At 60.5% G+C, this 15,577-nt stretch carries 15 protein-coding genes; 12 read left to right on the top strand and 3 right to left on the bottom strand.

The genetic code is table 11. The annotated features are described in order from the left end of the window. From ACODRW_RS16480 to ACODRW_RS16440, 9 genes are all read left to right on the top strand, one after another. Positions 1-723 (top strand): DUF2345 domain-containing protein (locus ACODRW_RS16480; RefSeq protein ID WP_488906200.1); only part of this gene is annotated, 723 nt, incomplete at its 5' end. 3 nt (positions 724-726) lie between these two features. After that, positions 727-1,638 carry a DUF4123 domain-containing protein gene (locus ACODRW_RS16475; RefSeq protein ID WP_107799164.1) on the top strand — a complete coding sequence of 304 codons (912 nt, stop codon included), beginning with the start codon at positions 727-729 and terminating at the stop codon, positions 1,636-1,638. Positions 1,639-1,684: 46 nt separating this feature from the next. Next, on the top strand, positions 1,685-4,570 hold the full coding sequence (locus ACODRW_RS16470) for a T6SS effector BTH_I2691 family protein (RefSeq protein ID WP_488906199.1): 2,886 nt from the start codon (positions 1,685-1,687) through the stop codon (positions 4,568-4,570). A gap of 11 nt (positions 4,571-4,581) precedes the next feature. Further along, on the top strand, positions 4,582-5,328 hold the full coding sequence (locus ACODRW_RS16465; RefSeq protein WP_253314249.1) for a putative type VI secretion system effector: 747 nt from the start codon (positions 4,582-4,584) through the stop codon (positions 5,326-5,328). A gap of 9 nt (positions 5,329-5,337) precedes the next feature. After that, positions 5,338-6,096, top strand: coding sequence for a putative type VI secretion system effector (locus ACODRW_RS16460; protein WP_488906198.1), 759 nt, complete (start codon positions 5,338-5,340; stop codon positions 6,094-6,096). A 10-nt stretch (positions 6,097-6,106) separates the two neighbouring features. Continuing rightward, positions 6,107-6,865, top strand: coding sequence for a putative type VI secretion system effector (locus ACODRW_RS16455; protein ID WP_488906197.1), 759 nt, complete (start codon positions 6,107-6,109; stop codon positions 6,863-6,865). 58 nt (positions 6,866-6,923) lie between these two features. Further along, positions 6,924-7,637: a putative type VI secretion system effector gene (locus ACODRW_RS16450; RefSeq protein ID WP_488906196.1), complete on the top strand. Its 714-nt coding sequence runs from the start codon at positions 6,924-6,926 to the stop codon at positions 7,635-7,637. Between the two features lie 19 nt (positions 7,638-7,656). Next, positions 7,657-8,409, top strand: coding sequence for a putative type VI secretion system effector (locus tag ACODRW_RS16445; protein ID WP_253314246.1), 753 nt, complete (start codon positions 7,657-7,659; stop codon positions 8,407-8,409). A gap of 116 nt (positions 8,410-8,525) precedes the next feature. Continuing rightward, entirely contained in the window at positions 8,526-9,545 is a 1,020-nt protein-coding gene (locus tag ACODRW_RS16440; protein ID WP_107799168.1) for a transporter, read from the top strand. 7 nt (positions 9,546-9,552) lie between these two features. On the opposite strand, the gene ACODRW_RS16435 is transcribed toward ACODRW_RS16440, so the two are convergent. Beyond that, positions 9,553-10,458, bottom strand: coding sequence for a LysR family transcriptional regulator (locus ACODRW_RS16435; protein WP_107799169.1), 906 nt, complete (start codon positions 10,456-10,458; stop codon positions 9,553-9,555). Between the two features lie 158 nt (positions 10,459-10,616). Here ACODRW_RS16435 and ACODRW_RS16430 point away from each other — a divergent pair, with 158 nt between their 5' ends. Beyond that, entirely contained in the window at positions 10,617-12,170 is a 1,554-nt protein-coding gene (locus ACODRW_RS16430; RefSeq protein WP_488906195.1) for an MFS transporter, read from the top strand. Positions 12,171-12,349: 179 nt separating this feature from the next. Here ACODRW_RS16430 and ACODRW_RS16425 read toward each other — a convergent pair whose 3' ends face one another. Then, positions 12,350-13,015: an O-methyltransferase gene (locus ACODRW_RS16425; RefSeq protein WP_488906194.1), complete on the bottom strand. Its 666-nt coding sequence runs from the start codon at positions 13,013-13,015 to the stop codon at positions 12,350-12,352. A gap of 144 nt (positions 13,016-13,159) precedes the next feature. On the opposite strand from ACODRW_RS16425, the gene ACODRW_RS16420 reads away from it, so the two are divergent. Beyond that, positions 13,160-13,828: a class I SAM-dependent methyltransferase gene (locus ACODRW_RS16420; RefSeq protein ID WP_488906193.1), complete on the top strand. Its 669-nt coding sequence runs from the start codon at positions 13,160-13,162 to the stop codon at positions 13,826-13,828. A 152-nt stretch (positions 13,829-13,980) separates the two neighbouring features. Here the strand turns inward: ACODRW_RS16420 and ACODRW_RS16415 are convergent, their stop codons facing one another. Next, on the bottom strand, positions 13,981-14,919 hold the full coding sequence (locus ACODRW_RS16415; protein WP_235088764.1) for a LysR family transcriptional regulator: 939 nt from the start codon (positions 14,917-14,919) through the stop codon (positions 13,981-13,983). 83 nt (positions 14,920-15,002) lie between these two features. Here ACODRW_RS16415 and ACODRW_RS16410 point away from each other — a divergent pair, with 83 nt between their 5' ends. Then, the gene (locus ACODRW_RS16410) at positions 15,003-15,482 is read left to right on the top strand and encodes a GNAT family N-acetyltransferase (protein ID WP_107799173.1); all 480 of its coding nucleotides are present in this window, start codon (positions 15,003-15,005) and stop codon (positions 15,480-15,482) included. Positions 15,483-15,577 lie beyond the last annotated feature (95 nt).

Here is a 15,577-nt window from a genome sequence, read left to right as displayed (position 1 = left end):
CTGGGCGACACCGCCAGCGGCCAGCAGGCCGACACCATGGAAACCGGGCCGGAAGGCATAGGCGACGACAATAAGCGGGAAGGCAAGCAATTGATCGGCCACCTGCAGCATCAGCAAGCGGCGCTGAAAGCCTGGGAGGCCGAAACCAATACCGACAAAGAAGGCAAAACCGGCCAGGACATCTCCGGCCGCCAGCCCTTGCTCATCCTGTCCGCGCCGGCCGGCATCGCCAGCCTGAGCCAACAGAGCCATACCCTGGCGGCGGAAACCAATCTGGACCTGGTGGCGCAGCGCGACACCAATCAAACCTCGGGCCGACGCTGGATCCACAATGTCGGCGACAAAATCAGCCTGTTCGTCACCGGCCTGCAAGACAAGATCGCGCTGAAGCTGATCGCCGCCAAGGGCAAGATCCAGATGCAGGCGCAGAGCGACACTATCGAAGTGACCGCGGACAAGGACGTGACCATCACCTCCTGTAAGGAACGCATCGTCATCACCGCCAAGGAGGAAATCCTGGTCACCGCCGGCGGCGGCTACATCCGGCTCAAGGGCGGCGATATCGAAGTGCACTGCCCCGGCACCGTGACGGTGAAAGGCGCCAGCCATAACCTCAGCGGCCCCACCAGCCTGAACGCGCCTTTGCCCAAATTCAACAAAGGCTGCGAGCAAGCGCTGAACAGCGCCGCCGCAACCCAATCCGCCACCGTGCGCCTGGGCTGAGCCATGCAAGCATCCGCTAAACACGCCGCCATTCTGCAACAGCTGCAAGCCCGCCAACAGGCCGGCGCGCAACTGCTGCTGGCCCTGGACGCGCCCAGCCGCCCGCTGGCGGGCGCCGAAGCCGAACTGAACGAACAAGCCCGGCAGCAAGGCCTGCTGCTGCCGCTGAAACATCCGCAACTGGACCCGGCGCGCCAGCCGGCCTGGCTGCCGCTGAACGCCGGCGCGCCAGCGCTGGCCGACAGCATCGCTCAGGCGCTGGCGGAAGCCGAGCCGGACGCGCTGGCGCTGGGGCAAGGCCGGCGCGTGGCCGGCTGGCTGGAAATCACCGGCTCCGCCAAACTGGCCGCCGCCCATATTGGCCGCCAGATGATACGCCGCAGTCCCAATGGCGAGACCCATCTGCTGCGCCTGCACGACCCGGCGGTGAGCTGGGCGCTGTGGCCGCTGCTGAACACCGCGCAGCAGCGCGGCCTGTTGGGCTCGGTCAGCCGCTGGTGGCTATTGGACCCGGCCGGCGAACTCACCTGTCTGGAGCCGGCGCCGCCCGCGACAGGCGCGGCGCGACCGCTCTCGCGCTGGGAGCCCGGCTTGTGGGAAGACATCGCCCGCATCGGCCCGCTCAACCGCGCGCTGCTGGCCTGGCGCGAGCACGCGCCGGAATGCGACGCGGGCACGCTGGAAACCGCGCGCCTGCACGCCTTCGCCGCCTTGCGCCATGCCGGCGCGCTGGGCTTTGACGACGAGGAAGACTTGTCCCGCTTCGCCCTGCACGCCGTCACCGTACACCCCCGTTTCTATCTGCACCCCCGCGTGCAAGCGCTGCTGGCGGGGCGCGAGGCGGACGACTTTTACAGCGGGCTGACGGATTCGCTCAGCGAAGCGGACTGGGCGGCCATCGCCGCCAGCGCCTGAGCGCAGCCGACATGACGCACCTCATACACCCGGACCACAGCAAATCATGAGCCAACTGTGTAAAGCCTGTCAGGCCAGCGGCCTGCCCATCATGCCGGTACGCTACGCGCCGGTGCCCAAAACGGTGAAAGCCGCCCTGCCCGCCTGGGCCTGTGCCGATAAAGTCAAAGACATCGCGCTGGACGCGGACTTCCATTACGCGCTGCGCACCCTGCGCGCCGGCTTCGTCTACCTGTTTTATGCCAAGCACGCACGCGGCTCCAATCTATGGGAGTGCTATAGCGTCACCGAAGACGGCGTCCTGCTGAAACAGCCCTCGCCCAAGGCCGCGCAAGCGGCTGGGAAAAGCGTGGTTTGCAACACCGCCGGCCACAGCAATAGCCGGTTGCACCACCTGATCATCGAACAGCCGGAAAAATGCGGCCCGGCCTGGATCGCTTTCAGCGAATACAAATGGGGCGACCTGACACTGCGGCGCTATGCTCAGGACGCCAAGCTGCGCGCCGCCCGCATGCAGGCCATAGACCCCAAGGCCATGGCCGCCGGCAGCTCCAACGCCCACGGCACCACCGCCAGCAAGGCCGCGATCGAAGCGGTGATGGAATACCATCCCGGCTACCAGCCCGCCCAGCTGGCCTACGACCCCAAGACCGACGCCTTCAGCAAGGAGGACGGCAGCTACGACAAGGCCCGGGTGGACAAAAACTACGCGCGCTACCCCATCCACGCGCGCCGCGGCAAGGCCGAGGAAAGCCTGCAATTCATGCAGGCGCGCGCCAAGAAAAGCGGCGGCAACAACACCCCGCACATCCTGGCGCTGTGGGACGCCATCGGCACCGCCCAGGAGCTTAACGGATACGTCAACGACAGCGCCGGCCTGGCGCTGCTGTTCGCCGAGGAGCGCAGCTTCCAACTACACGCAATCCAGGCATTGGAAAACATCCGGAAATCGCTGAGCGCCCAGGCTCAGGAAGGACAGGAGAAATTCCAGGACGATATGATGCGGCGCGATACCGCCACCTGGTACAACCCGGCCGTCATGGCCCAACGCCGCGCCGCCATCGCCAAGCTGCAAGACCCGGTGCTGAAACGCCAGCGCCTGGAAGTGTGCGACCTGCTGGACCAATGGGCCGGCTGGCAAATCCCGGCCTCTATCGCGCCCAATGAGCTGGACGCCATCGACCTGCGCCGCGTCCCGGAACCGCAACGCAGCCAGCAGATCGCCGCGCTCAAGGCCAAGGTGGCCGCCTTCCGCGCCAAACGCGGCGAAAACTACGACAACAACATCGAACAGGCCGGCGACCGCAGTTGGCCCAAATACCGCAAGAAAATCGACCCGGACCGCCTGTCCAACTTCCAAAAATTCCAAAACGAGCTGGACGCCGCCATCCGCGAGCGCCAGAACAAAACCGTGGGCGCCTTGCTGCGCTGGCTGCAAGCGCCTTTGTTCCTGGACACCTTGGAGGACTACCACGACGCCGATCCCAAGGACGGCATCGAGTTCGAAGCCGTCATCGGCCACGCCATCAGCGGCATCAACGTCACCGTCAGCGGCCAGGCCAAGCTAGACGCCTGGGCCAAGGACGTGGCGATAGCGCGCAACAATGTGCTTTACCGCGCGCTGGCGCTCAATCAGAAGAAAATAGAAACCGAACTCAAAGTCGCATTGAAGGACGCCAAGCAGAACCAGAACACGCCGTACAGCGATGCGGCAGTGCGCACCATAGAAACCACCAAGAACTATTTCCAGAAGCTGCTGGACATGTACAAGGAAAACTCCGCCTTGTACCAGGCCAATATCGCCGCGGCCAGCCCGCAGGGCGACACCGTCTTCGGCGTCAGCCTCAAAACCGCGCGCACCGGGCAGATAGACCATGTGATCGTTACCGCCGGCAACGCCATCATCAAGGCCTTCGCTCCAGCCGCCGGCCGCGCCGGCGCCGCCCTAAAACTGGACAAGGCCGAGATCTATCTGGGCGAAAAGCTGCTGCAAATGGTGTTGGCTTGCCGCGCGCTGGTCAGCACTGCCGACATCAAGGCGCTGGTGGCGGCAGAGTATGCGGATAATGTCCAACGCAAAAAACTTAAAAAAGAGCCCACCCCGCAAGCCAAATACAAGCGCTTGCAGAAGGCTCTGCGCAAAGAGGCGGAATACCGCCGGACTCAGGGGGCCAAACTGCAGCGGGCCTACGATAAGCTACGGGTGGACAAGCCCAAAGACCATCTGTCCGTGGTCAAGGACGCCCGCCTGACTCTGCTCGTGATGATGATAGAAGGGGTCTACCTGGGACGTTTGCTGCTGCAAAACGAGAAGGACGGCGCGGTCTACGCCAGCCTGGCCGCCTCCGGCCTGGCCTTGACGGCCCAGGCCATCGATATCATGAGCCTGCCCCTGAGCAAGGTCATGCAGGGCGGCGAGCAAGCCCGCAGCATACAGCGCCTAAAACTGATGGGCGGTTTGTTGATGGCTGCGTCGAATGGAATTGGGATTGTACAAGATGGCCTCAGTGCCAGAGATGCCAGTACAAAAGGACAAACTACTATCCAAGCATTGTATATAGCAAAAGCCACTATCGGTGCCATTGGCCTAGGTGCATCTGGGCTCTCTACTTTCACATATGCCGCACCAGTCATCATGCGGGTAAGTAGTAACGTCGCCATTGCAGAAACAGCTGCTGCTCTCGGGGCCCGCTCGGCAGCAATACTCGCAACCCGCATAGTCTTTATGACGGTTGGCAGTTGGGTTAGCTTAACTATCTTTGTTTTACAGGGCTTAATTTGGGCCTTGGAGGACGATGACCTGCAAATTTGGATCAGTCAAACTCCTTTCGGAAAAGATAGCAAAAATGCTAAATCCCCCAAAGATATAAACGACTTAACTCAGTCACTAGAAAAGATATTTACAAAACCTAAAACATCTGAGCAAGTTTAAGGACATCAACCATGATTGTTAATAGCTCTGTTAGCAGCAACTCAGTTACTGAACTAAGCAAAATCAGTGGCAAGATTTCTCGATATAAGAAAACACGGGAAATGGCTAACTTCTTCTTTACTGACCACGACCGCAACATCATGGGTCTGTCAGCCATTGCGGGTGCTCTGGCTGGCGCTGCCGGCATGGCCGCCAGCACCGCTAGGGATGCAAGCAACTTACGCGAGCAAGCCGACTATGTTGAGATGGAAATTAATGGACAACTAGCTAAAGGGTGGGTTTGGTTTAGCCCATTCCAAGATGGAGATGAGGTTGAAGTTATTGGAAATCAACGGCACGATTACTTTGAACTTATTGCAATAGTCCGAACAAAAGATAGGACTATAGCACTTTACCCTCACTGCTCAAGAGGAAAAAATGCTCATATAAGAAATATTATAAAATGGTGGTTTTTCATTACCTTAGCGGCAATTATTTTTGCAATCGTTTTTGATATTGCCATAGCAGCCCTTGCCAACGATGGCATGGACTACTTCGTATCCACAACAGCTTTCCCATACTTTACCATCGGGATAAGTCTACTGACGGGAACCTTTGCATTTGTAAACGGTAAGAAATTCATGATGTATGTACATGCTGCTACTCAAGTTTTTAAAGCATTAGGTTTAAAAGAGCCTGACAACATCAACTTACCCAAACTTACAAAACGCAAGCCTGGCGATCCAGGTGCATTTGGCGTGATGTATTTTAACTATTGAGCCCCCGGCATGGCGATGTCACCACCTAGCAGCGTAGTGCCCACTTCATCAACGATGAAGCTAAGCAAAATCAGCGGAAAAATCTCGCACTACAAAAAAACCAGAGAACTTGCCAATTTCTTTTTTACCGACCATGATCGCAGCATCATGGGCTTAGCCGCCATAGCAGGAGCACTAGCCGGAGCTGCTGGCATGGCTGCAAGCACGGCTAGAGATGCAGCAAATTTACGCGAAGAGGCTGACTACGTTGAAATGAAAGTCGATGGACAGTTGGCAAAAGGCTGGGTCTGGTTTAGCCCTTTTCAAGCGGGCGATGAAGTGGAAGTTATAGGAACGCAACAAGAGGGTTACTTTGAGATTGTAGCGATATTACGACCAGCGGATAGAGTAATCGCACTCTACCCACATTGTTCCAGAGGAAAAAATGCACATATAAAAAACATTATAAAATGGTGGGCGCTCTCTGTATCCTTTATGCTATGGATCGCATTTCCAGCCTTCCTTTTTATTATCGATCTACTTATCTCATCTGAGCTCTTCAATTCACTCATCAACTTTAATTACATATACGTCGGCATTGTTTCCTACGCATTGTTTGGAGCATATTCACTTGTAACTGGAAAAAAATTCATGATGTTTGTTAAAGCTGCGACACAAGTTTTTAAAACGATGAAACTTCCAAATCCAGACAATACGGACTTACCCAAGTGTACTAAACGTAAACCAGGCGACCCCGGTGCATTTGGTGTGATGTATTTCAACTATTGAGCCTCCCGACATGGCCGCGTCACCACCCAGCAGCTTAGCACCGACTCCATCAACGATGGAGCTAAGCAAAATCAGCGGAAAAATATCGCACTACATAAAATCGCGGGAGATGGCCAATTTTTTCTTTACTGATCGTGACCGCAACATCATGGGCCTGTCAGCCATTGCTGGGGCACTAGCTGGCGCAGCCGGCGTTGCGGCAAGTACCGCTAGAGATGCAGCTAACTTATGCGAGCAGGCTGACTATGTCGAGATGGAGATCAATGGACAACCTGCCAAAGGTTGGGTTTGGTTTAGTCCATTTCAAAATGGTGATGAAGTTGAACTTATTGGAACTCAGCAAGATGACCATTTTGAAATCATCGCTATCGCCCGGCCAAAAGACAGGGTCATTTCTCTCTACCCTCATTGCTCTCGCGGTAAAAATGCTCACATCAAGAATATTATAAAATGGTGGCTTGGAGGCATGTCCATTTATGTATTTATAATTTTCCCATTAATCATCTTGCTCTATCATCTAATATCCGGAGAAAGTGGACCATACCTTTTTCAAGATAGCAATTATCTTTATATGTGCACTGCAATGTACACTCTTTCTGGCGCCTTTTCCTTTGTTAATGGGAAAAAATTTATGATGTATGTCAATGCTGCAACTCAAGTTTTCAAAGTTTTAAATTTAAATGAACCTGACAATGTCAATCTACCAAAATTCACAAAACGCAAACCAGGTGACCCCGGTGCATTCGGCGTAATGTACTTCAACTACTAAGCCCGATTCCACTATGGCCATATTTCGTTCGATCAGCTTAGCCCCCAACATAGCTAGCATGACACTAAGCAAAATCAGCGGCAAAATTTCCCGTTACAAAAAAACACGGGAAATGGCCAACTTCTTTTTTACTGACCACGACCGCAACATCATGGGCCTGTCAGCCATTGCAGGAGCCCTGGCAGGCGCTGCCGGCATGGCCGCTAGCACCGCTAGGGATGCAAGCAACTTACGCGAGCAAGCCGACTATGTTGAGATGGAAATTAATGGACTGCCCGCCAAAGGCTGGGTTTGGTTCAGCCCATTTAAAAATGGTGACGACGTAGAACTAATCGGGACATTTCAAGGGGATTACTTTGAAATCATCGCCATTGCGAGACCTCAAGATCGCACCATCGCCCTATACCCTCACTGTTCCCGAGGCAAAAATGCCCACATCACCACTATCATAAAATGGTGGCTCATGGCAACAACATTTTTGGTGGCCATATTTACTCCAGCATTGCTGACTATATTTGAAGTTATCCGGGGAAAAGAAAAAATACTTGGCTTTTTAGGCGTAGAATATTTTTACGCATCCATATTTGCGTACTTACTATTTGGAACCTACTCGCTCGTCACTGGAAGAAAATTCATGATGTATGTGCACGCGGCTACACAGATTTTTAAAGCATTAGGATTGCCAGACCCCAACAATATTGACCTACCCAAACGCACAAAACGCAAGCCTGGCGATCCAGGTGCATTTGGCGTGATGTATTTCAACTACTGACCCTGGCCCAAGCATAGCCATGTCTGTAACAAACGACTTAGTTGCTCTTACGCCAACCATGCAGCTAAGCAAAATTAACGGCAAAATTTCCCGTTACAAAAAAACACGAGAAATGGCCAACTTCTTCTTTACCGACCGCGACCGCAACATCATGGGCCTATCAGCCATTGCAGGGGCGCTAGCTGGTGCAGCTGGCATGGCGGCTAGCACTGCCAGAGATGCAGCCAACCTACGCGAGCAGGCCGACTATGTTGAAATGATGATTAATGGGCAACCTGCCAAAGGCTGGGTCTGGTTTAGTCCATTTCAAGATGGAGATGAAGTTGAGCTTATTGGAACTCAACAAGATGGTTATTTTGAAATTATTGCAATAGCTCGCCCCAAAGATAGAGTCATTTCACTTTACCCTCACTGTACAAGAGGCAAGCACGCGCACATAAAGAACATCATAAAATGGTGGCTCTACTCTGTCACATTCCTCCTGACTACTCTAATTCCAGCAACCTTCATATTATTTGAACTCATATCTCCCAGCCAAGAAAATTACATCTTCCTTGAAGTAGGATACTTATATATTTCCATCGGATTTTATATATTTTTTGGAATATTCACATATCTCTATGGCAAAAAATTCCTCATATTTACCCAGGCATCCAAAAAAATATTTAATACCTTAGGTCTAAACAAGCCAGAAAATATAGATTTACCTAAGTTAACCAAGCGCAAGCCAGGCGACCCCGGCGCATTCGGCGTGATGTACTTCAACTACTAAACGCTGCACTCAAAGCCCCCCAAAAAACTTCAGCCCCTCCCCTTCATCTCATCGTCACCATTTCGTCATCCGCCGCGCCTAAGCTGAGCTGTATTCCACCATGTCGGCCACGCGCCATGAACCACGTCATTACCCAGCAGCAATACGGCTCGGACCAGGCCGGGCTGATCTGCGGCTTTCGTTTTCATCCGGATTGCGCCGGCGAAGAGATCGATTCCGCTCAGGCGCAAGCCTGGCTGCGCGCGCCGCCGGACGGCGACGCCTTTCTATGGCTGCATTTCAATCTGGCCAATGCCGCCAGCGAACGCTGGCTGCGCGCGGCCTTGCCCTTGCAGGAGGATTTTTTCGAGGCCTTGCGCGGCGGCTCCAACTCCACCCGCATCGAATTGCTGGATCAGGCCTTGCTGGCGGTAATCAACGACGTGGCCTTCAGCTTTGGCCTGGCCTCGTCGGATATCGCCACCCTGTGGGCGCATGCTCAGCCGCGGGTGCTGATCACCGCGCGCGTCAAACCGCTGCACTCGGTGGACCGGCTGCGCGCGGCGGTGCGCGCCGGCGCGGCCTTCCGCTCGCCGGCGGCCTTGCTGGTGCATTTGCTGCAGAACCAGGCGGACGCGCTAGCCGGCATCGTACGCGCCAGCGGCGCGCAGGTGGATGTGCTGGAAGACAGGCTGCTGGCGCAAAGGCTGGACGATCAGCGCGCGCAGCTGGCGGCGATGCGGCGTTCCCTGGTGCGCTTGCAGCGCCTGCTGGCGCCCGAGCCCAGCGCGCTGTTCCGCCTGCTGAACCGGCCGCCGGCCTGGCTGGACGCGGCCGACGCGCAGGCGCTGCGTCAGTCTTCCGAGGAGTTTGCGCTGACGCTGAACGATCTGGCCGCCTTGGTGGAACGGATCAAGCTTTTGCAGGAAGAACTGGCGGCGCGCCTGAATGAGCAGAGCAACCGCACCCTGTTCACGCTGACCCTGGTGACGGTGCTGGCGCTGCCCATCAATATCGTCGCCGGTTTCTTCGGCATGAACGTGGGAGGCGTGCCGCTGGCCAATCATCCGCACGGCTTTTGGGTGCTGGTGCTGCTGGTGGCCGGTTTCAGTCTCTTGGCCGCCTGGTGGGCTTTCCGCCGTCAGCGCGGCGCGTAGGCGGCGCTCACGCAGCCCCGCCCGCCGGCGCGAACATGCGCTGGCATAGGAAGTCCACGAAGACGCGCAGCTTGGGCGACAACTGGCGGCTGGACGGCCACAGCACATGGAACATGCCGGTCTGGCCCAGATAGGGCTCCAGCACGATTTGCAGCCGGCCGGCGGCCAGCGCGTCGCGCACGATGAAGTCCGGCAAGTACGCCAGGCCCTGATTCTGGCTGGCGGCGCAGATCAGCGCCTCGATATTGTTGCAGCTCAAGGCGCTGCTCGGCGGCCAGTCCTGGCCGGCCGGCGCGCCGTCCAGCGCCCAGGTCTGCAGCTTGCCGGTGCTGGGGAAGCGATAGCGCAGGCAGGCGTGATGGGCCAGGTCCTCCGGGCTTTGCGGCGCGCCGCGTTCGCGCAGATAGCCCGGCGAGCCCACCACCAGCAGACGGAAGGGCCCCAAGGGCCGCGCCATCAGCCGGGAATCCGCCAACGGGCCGCTGCGCACCACCGCGTCCAGGCCCTCTTCTATCACGTCCACCATGCGGTCGGAAAAATCCAGGTCCAGCTCCACTTCCGGGTAACGCTGCATGAAGTCCGGCAAGATGGGCAGCAGCATGCGATACCCCACCACCGGCAGGCTGACCCGCAGCTTGCCGCGCGGCGCGGCGCGGCTCTGCGCCAGTTCGGCCTCGGCGTCGTCGATATCGTCCAGGATGCGGCGGCAGCGTTCGTAGAACAATTCGCCCTCCGCCGTCAGCCGCACATGACGGGTGCTGCGCTGGAACAGCCGCACGCCCAGTTTTTCTTCCAGCCGCGCCACGCTCTTGCCCACGGCGGACGAGGACACGCCCAGCGCGCGGCCGGCGCCGACAAAGCTTTGCGCCTCCGCGGCGCGTACAAAAGCGGCCAAACTGCTCAAACTATCCATGCCCACGTCCTTATTGAGGATTTTTTGTCCGCTTAATTTGGACACAGCGCCTGTTTTTCGTCAATTGCCGTCAAATTATCATGTGTTCGCCCAATGACCATCCGCATCCGCCCGCCGCGCCGCGCGGGCGCTTGTCCCACTCTTTGAAAGGCGAAATCATGCATCCCTCCAAACCGGCGCCCTCCCAACGCGCTCCTTTACTGACCCTGGCCGCAGTCTGCCTGGCCGCGCTGACCACGCCGCTCAGCTTCACCGGCCCGGCGCTGGCCTTGACCGCGATAGGCCGCGAGCTGGGCGGCGACGCGCTGGCCCTGACTTGGGTCACCAACGCTTTCATGCTCACTTTCGGCGGCTGCCTGATGGCGGCCGGCGCGCTGGCCGATCAATACGGCCGCAAACGGGTGTTTCTGCTCGGCATTGGCCTGTTCTCCCTGTCCTCGCTGGGCTTGTTCCTGGTCGGCAGCCTGCTGTGGCTGGACTTGCTGCGCGCGGCCCAAGGCCTGGGCGCGGCGCTGTCCTTCGCCAGCGGCCTGGCGGCGCTGGCGCAAAGCTTCGCCGGCGCGGCGCGCACGCGGGCCTTCAGCCTGATAGGCACCACCTTCGGCATCGGCCTGGCTTTTGGCCCCTTGCTGTGCGGCTATCTGATTCAGGCGCTGGGTTGGCGTTCCATCTTCGCGCTGGCCGGCTTGGTGGGCCTGCTCGCCTTGGGCCTGGCCGTCTATTGCATGCGCGAATCGCGCGACCCTCAGGCCGCCGGCCTGGATTGGCCGGGCGCGCTCAGCTTCACGCTGGCGCTGAGCCTGCTGACTTACGGCGCGCTGGCGGCGCCGGAGCTGGGCTGGAGCAGCCCGCGGGTGATTGCCCTGCTCTTGGGGGCCGTAGCCGCGTTCTGGCTGTTCGTGGCGCTGGAGCGCCGCGCGGCGCGTCCCATGCTGGACCTGAGCCTGTTCCGTTATCCGCGCTTTGTCGGCGTGCAATGTCTGGCCGCCGCGCCGGCTTACGCCTTCGTGGTCTTGCTGGTGCTGCTGCCGCTGCGCCTGGTGGGGGCGGAAGGCGTCAGCGAGGCGGAGGCCGGCCGGGTGATGCTGGCCTTGTCCGCGCCCATGCTGGCGCTGCCGCTGTGCGCGGCCTGGCTGACGCGCTGGCTGTCCGCCGCGGTTCTGTCCGCCGGCGGCCTGCTGCTGTGCGCGCTGGGGCTGTGGTGGCTTAGCCGCTATCCGCAGCTGTCCGCGCTGCAACAGACCTTGTGGCCCTTGCTGCTGATAGGCGTGGGCATCAGCCTGCCCTGGGGCCTGATGGACGGTCTGGCGGTCAGCGTGGTGCCCAAGGAGCGCGCCGGCATGGCCGCCGGCATATTCAGCACCACGCGGGTGGCGGGCGAAGGCATTGCGCTGGCCTTGGTGGGCGCGCTGCTGGCGGCCCTGCTGCAACAACGTCTCTCTCCCTTGTCCGCGGCGGCGCCCCAGGCGCTGGCCGCGGCCGCCAGCCAGGGGGCGCTGGGCAAGCTGGCCGCCGTCGGCGAGTTCTTGCCCGGCCTCGCGCCGGAGGCGCTGTCCCAGGCTTACGCCGCCGCCTTCCAACGGCTGCTGACGGTGCTGTCCGCCCTGACCGTGCTCAGCGCGCTGGTGGTGGCGCTGTTCCTGCGCGGCGTCGCTCAGACGCAGACGGAGGAAACGGACGCGGATCCGGCGCTGGACTCCGCCTGCTCTTGAGCGCGGGCGCCGGTTTGCCTTCCCGCGAGCCGGCGCTCGGAACGTGTTTATGATCTTGCGAGCTCAGGCGAGACAAGGCGAAAACCGCTGAGAAAGCAGAGTGTCACGGTACATCAGCATTTCGAAGCGGCACTCACCGTGTCACGTCTCACGACGCGCAGCAGATCGTAAACAGATTCTCAGACCGTTTCATTGACGATGGCGATGGAAAACCCGTCCCAACCCTTGACGCCCACGGTTTGCAGCGCGGTGGCGGTCAGCCGCGGCTCGGCGCCCATGTCTTCTATGAAGCGGCGCACGCCGCGCACGCCGGGGTCTTGGCTGACCACATTGGCCACCGCCCCGCCGCGCGCCACATTGTCGCCGACGATGGCGGCGCCGGGGCGCGCCAGCTTCAGCGCCCATTCCAGATAAGCCGGGTTGTTGGGTTTGTCTGCGTCGATGAAAATCAGATCGAAGGGCTCGCCCCCGGCCAGCAGCGGCAGGCTGTCCAGCGCCGGGCCTTCCCGCAGTTCCACCTTGTCCGCCACGCCGGCGGCGGCCAGATTGGCCCGCGCCGTGTCCGCGTGCGCCGGATTGGCTTCCAAGGTCACCACCCGGCCGTCTGCCGGCAGCGCCCGCGCCAGCCAGATGGTGCTGTAGCCGCCCAGGGTGCCGATCTCCAGCACCCGCCGCACCTGCATCAAACGCGCCAGAATATGCAGAAAGCGCCCTTGCAGCGGCGACACGTCCTGCGCCGGCAGGCCGGCGGCGGCGTTGGCCGCCAGCGCGCCGTTCAAGACGCCGTCCTCCACCCGCAGCGCCGCGGTGTAATAGCGGTCCAGACCGCTCCATTCTGCTTGCATCGGCTTCTCCTGGCGCGGCCGCCCCGAACAACGGCCCGGCTTGACCGCGCATGCTTGAAGCCACCATGATAAGCGCATTTCAGGCCCAGCCGCCGCCACGCCTGTCATTGCGCCCAGGGCGCCTCGTTTTTAAGGGGAAAAGGTATGGACAGATTTCAAGGCGGCGGGTCCGACGGCTACGACGAGCGCATCGCCAGGCTGATTCCGGGCTACGCCCTGCTGCACCAATTGAGCGAGGCCTTGCTCGCCGGCCTGTTGCCCGCCGATGCGCGCGTGCTGATCATCGGCGCCGGCACCGGCAGCGACACCCTCGCGCTGGCGCGGCGGCATCCCGGCTGGCGCTTTTGCGCGCAAGACCCGTCCGCCGACATGCTGGCCATTGCGCGGCGGCGCCTGGAGCAAGCGGATGTCGCCGGCCGCGTGGATTTCCGCCCCTGCGCGCTGGACGCCTTGCCGGAAACGGAGTTCGACGCGGCGCTCTGCCTGCTGGTGCTGCATTTCCTGCCTTCTCCGGCCAAGCTGGCGCTGCTGAGCGCCGCCCGCTCCAGACTGCGGCCGGAGGCCCCGCTGCTGCTGGCCGACCTTGCCGCGGCCCCATCCGCCGCGCTGGCCGCCGCCGGCGGCCACGCTTCTCAAAGCCTGGGCATGAGCGCGGAGGACGCCGCCCAGATGCGGCTCAAGCTGGAGCGCGATTTCCACCCCTTGACCGAGGCCGAACAGCGGGCCTTGCTGCAAAACGCCGGTTTCGCCGCGCCGGAGCGCTATTTCCAGGCCCTGCGCATCCAGGGGCATTGGACGCGACGGCTGGGCTGAGCCGGCGCTAAGAGCCTGTTTACGATCTGCTGCGCGTCGTGGAGCCTTACACGGCGAGTACCGCGTCAGAATGCTCGTCCGCCACTGGAACACTCCGCTTCTTCAGCCGCAACGCCTTGTCTCGCTCTCGCTCGCAAGAGCGTGAACACCTTCTAAGCCTGAAGCGACGGCGCGCAGGCGCGCAATTGCGCGCGCAGCCAATCATGGGCGGCGCTGCGGCCGTGGCGGGCGTGGCTGTACACCTTGAGGGTGTAGGACGGGATATCGAACGGGGCGGCGTGGACAGCGATGGGCGCGGCCTGGCTCAAGGCCTGCGCCGCCAGCCGCGGCAGCGTCATGATCCATTCGGACTCCGCGATGATGAAGGGCGCGGCCAGCACCGACGGCAGTTGCAGCGCCACGTCGCGGCGCAGGCCCCGGCGCTCCAGCGCGCGATCGATGCCGCCGCGGCTTTCTCCCCAGGGCGTCACCACCACATGGCGCGCCGCCAGGTATTGATCCAGGCTGAGGCCGTCCCGGATGCGCGGATGGGCGCGGCTGACGATGGCCACGTAGCGGTCTTCCAGCCAGTCGAAGCTTTCAATCCCGGCCGCCGGCTCCGCAATCTCCTCGACATAACCCAGCGCGAAGTCTATGCGGCCGGCGGCCAGGTCCTCCGCGGACTCGCGGCCGCGGGAATGCACCAGCTTGAAGCGCAGCCGCGGCGCCGCCCGCTGCAAGCCCGCCAGCAGGCGCGGCATCACCGCGAAGGCGGTGTAGTCGGTCACCGCGATCACAAAAGCCCGTTCGCTGCGCTCCGGCTGGAAACCGCCGGCCTCGGCCAGCCCTTGCGACAGCGTTTCCAGCGCGGCGCTCACCGCGCCGGCCAGTCTTTCCGCGTAGGCGGTGGGCTGCATCGCATTGCCGATGCGCACAAAGAGATCGTCGCCCAGGGCGGCGCGCAGCCGCGCCAGCGCGTGGCTGAACGCCGACGGGCTCATCGCCAGTTCGTCGGCGGCGGCGCTGACCGAGCGCTGGCGCAGCAAGGCGTCGAAGACCAGCAGTAGATTCAGGTCCAAGCGGCGCAGGTCGGAATGCAGGATGTTCATCATGACTTGAAAACAATGCAGCGCATGCAGTTTGTCTTGGCCGTAGTATAGCGCTTAATCCATTCACCACTATTCAGGTTCCGTCCATGTCCATCCATATCCGCCCCGCCCAAGCCCAAGACGCCGCGCTGATCCTGCGCCTCATCAAGGAGCTGGCCGTCTACGAACGCGCCGGCGATCAAGTGGCCGCCACCGAGGACAGCATCGTCTCCAGCCTGTTTGGCGCGGACAGCCCGGCGCGGGCGCTGATTTGCGAGGTGGACGGCGAACCGGCCGGCTACGCCGTCTACTTCTTCAGCTATTCCACCTGGCAAGCCAAGCAGGGCCTGTATCTGGAAGACCTGTATATTTCGCCGCGGCAACGCGGCGGCGGCGCCGGCAAGCTGATGCTGCGCCGCCTGGCCCAGCTGGCGGTGGAACACGGCTGCGGCCGCTTCGAATGGAGCGTGCTGGACTGGAACCAGCCGGCCATAGACTTTTACCTGTCCATCGGCGCCAAGCCGCAGGCGGAATGGGTGCGTTACCGGATGGACGGCGCCGCGCTCGCCGACTTCGCCGCCGGCTGAGGCGGGCCTGTTCATGGTCTCCAAGCCAGAGCGAGGCGAAAACCGCTGAGAAAGCCGAATGCACACGCGGCGCATCAGCATTTCGAAGCGGCGCT

Source organism: Chromobacterium sp. FG89, assembly GCF_057808735.1.
Note: the sequence above shows the minus strand (reverse complement) of the source record. Positions and strands in the feature narration are given on the sequence as shown.

What these genes read in the sequence shown, in the direction of transcription:
- ACODRW_RS16475 (WP_107799164.1), top strand. Translation starts at nt 727, where the DNA reads ATGCAAGCATCCGCTAAACACGCCGCCATTCTGCAACAGCTGCAAGCC.
- ACODRW_RS16470 (WP_488906199.1), top strand. Translation starts at nt 1,685, where the DNA reads ATGAGCCAACTGTGTAAAGCCTGTCAGGCCAGCGGCCTGCCCATCATG.
- ACODRW_RS16465 (WP_253314249.1), top strand. Translation starts at nt 4,582, where the DNA reads ATGATTGTTAATAGCTCTGTTAGCAGCAACTCAGTTACTGAACTAAGC.
- ACODRW_RS16460 (WP_488906198.1), top strand. Translation starts at nt 5,338, where the DNA reads ATGGCGATGTCACCACCTAGCAGCGTAGTGCCCACTTCATCAACGATG.
- ACODRW_RS16455 (WP_488906197.1), top strand. Translation starts at nt 6,107, where the DNA reads ATGGCCGCGTCACCACCCAGCAGCTTAGCACCGACTCCATCAACGATG.
- ACODRW_RS16450 (WP_488906196.1), top strand. Translation starts at nt 6,924, where the DNA reads ATGACACTAAGCAAAATCAGCGGCAAAATTTCCCGTTACAAAAAAACA.
- ACODRW_RS16445 (WP_253314246.1), top strand. Translation starts at nt 7,657, where the DNA reads ATGTCTGTAACAAACGACTTAGTTGCTCTTACGCCAACCATGCAGCTA.
- ACODRW_RS16440 (WP_107799168.1), top strand. Translation starts at nt 8,526, where the DNA reads ATGAACCACGTCATTACCCAGCAGCAATACGGCTCGGACCAGGCCGGG.
- ACODRW_RS16435 (WP_107799169.1), bottom strand. Translation starts at nt 10,458, where the DNA reads ATGGATAGTTTGAGCAGTTTGGCCGCTTTTGTACGCGCCGCGGAGGCG.
- ACODRW_RS16430 (WP_488906195.1), top strand. Translation starts at nt 10,617, where the DNA reads ATGCATCCCTCCAAACCGGCGCCCTCCCAACGCGCTCCTTTACTGACC.
- ACODRW_RS16425 (WP_488906194.1), bottom strand. Translation starts at nt 13,015, where the DNA reads ATGCAAGCAGAATGGAGCGGTCTGGACCGCTATTACACCGCGGCGCTG.
- ACODRW_RS16420 (WP_488906193.1), top strand. Translation starts at nt 13,160, where the DNA reads ATGGACAGATTTCAAGGCGGCGGGTCCGACGGCTACGACGAGCGCATC.
- ACODRW_RS16415 (WP_235088764.1), bottom strand. Translation starts at nt 14,919, where the DNA reads ATGATGAACATCCTGCATTCCGACCTGCGCCGCTTGGACCTGAATCTA.
- ACODRW_RS16410 (WP_107799173.1), top strand. Translation starts at nt 15,003, where the DNA reads ATGTCCATCCATATCCGCCCCGCCCAAGCCCAAGACGCCGCGCTGATC.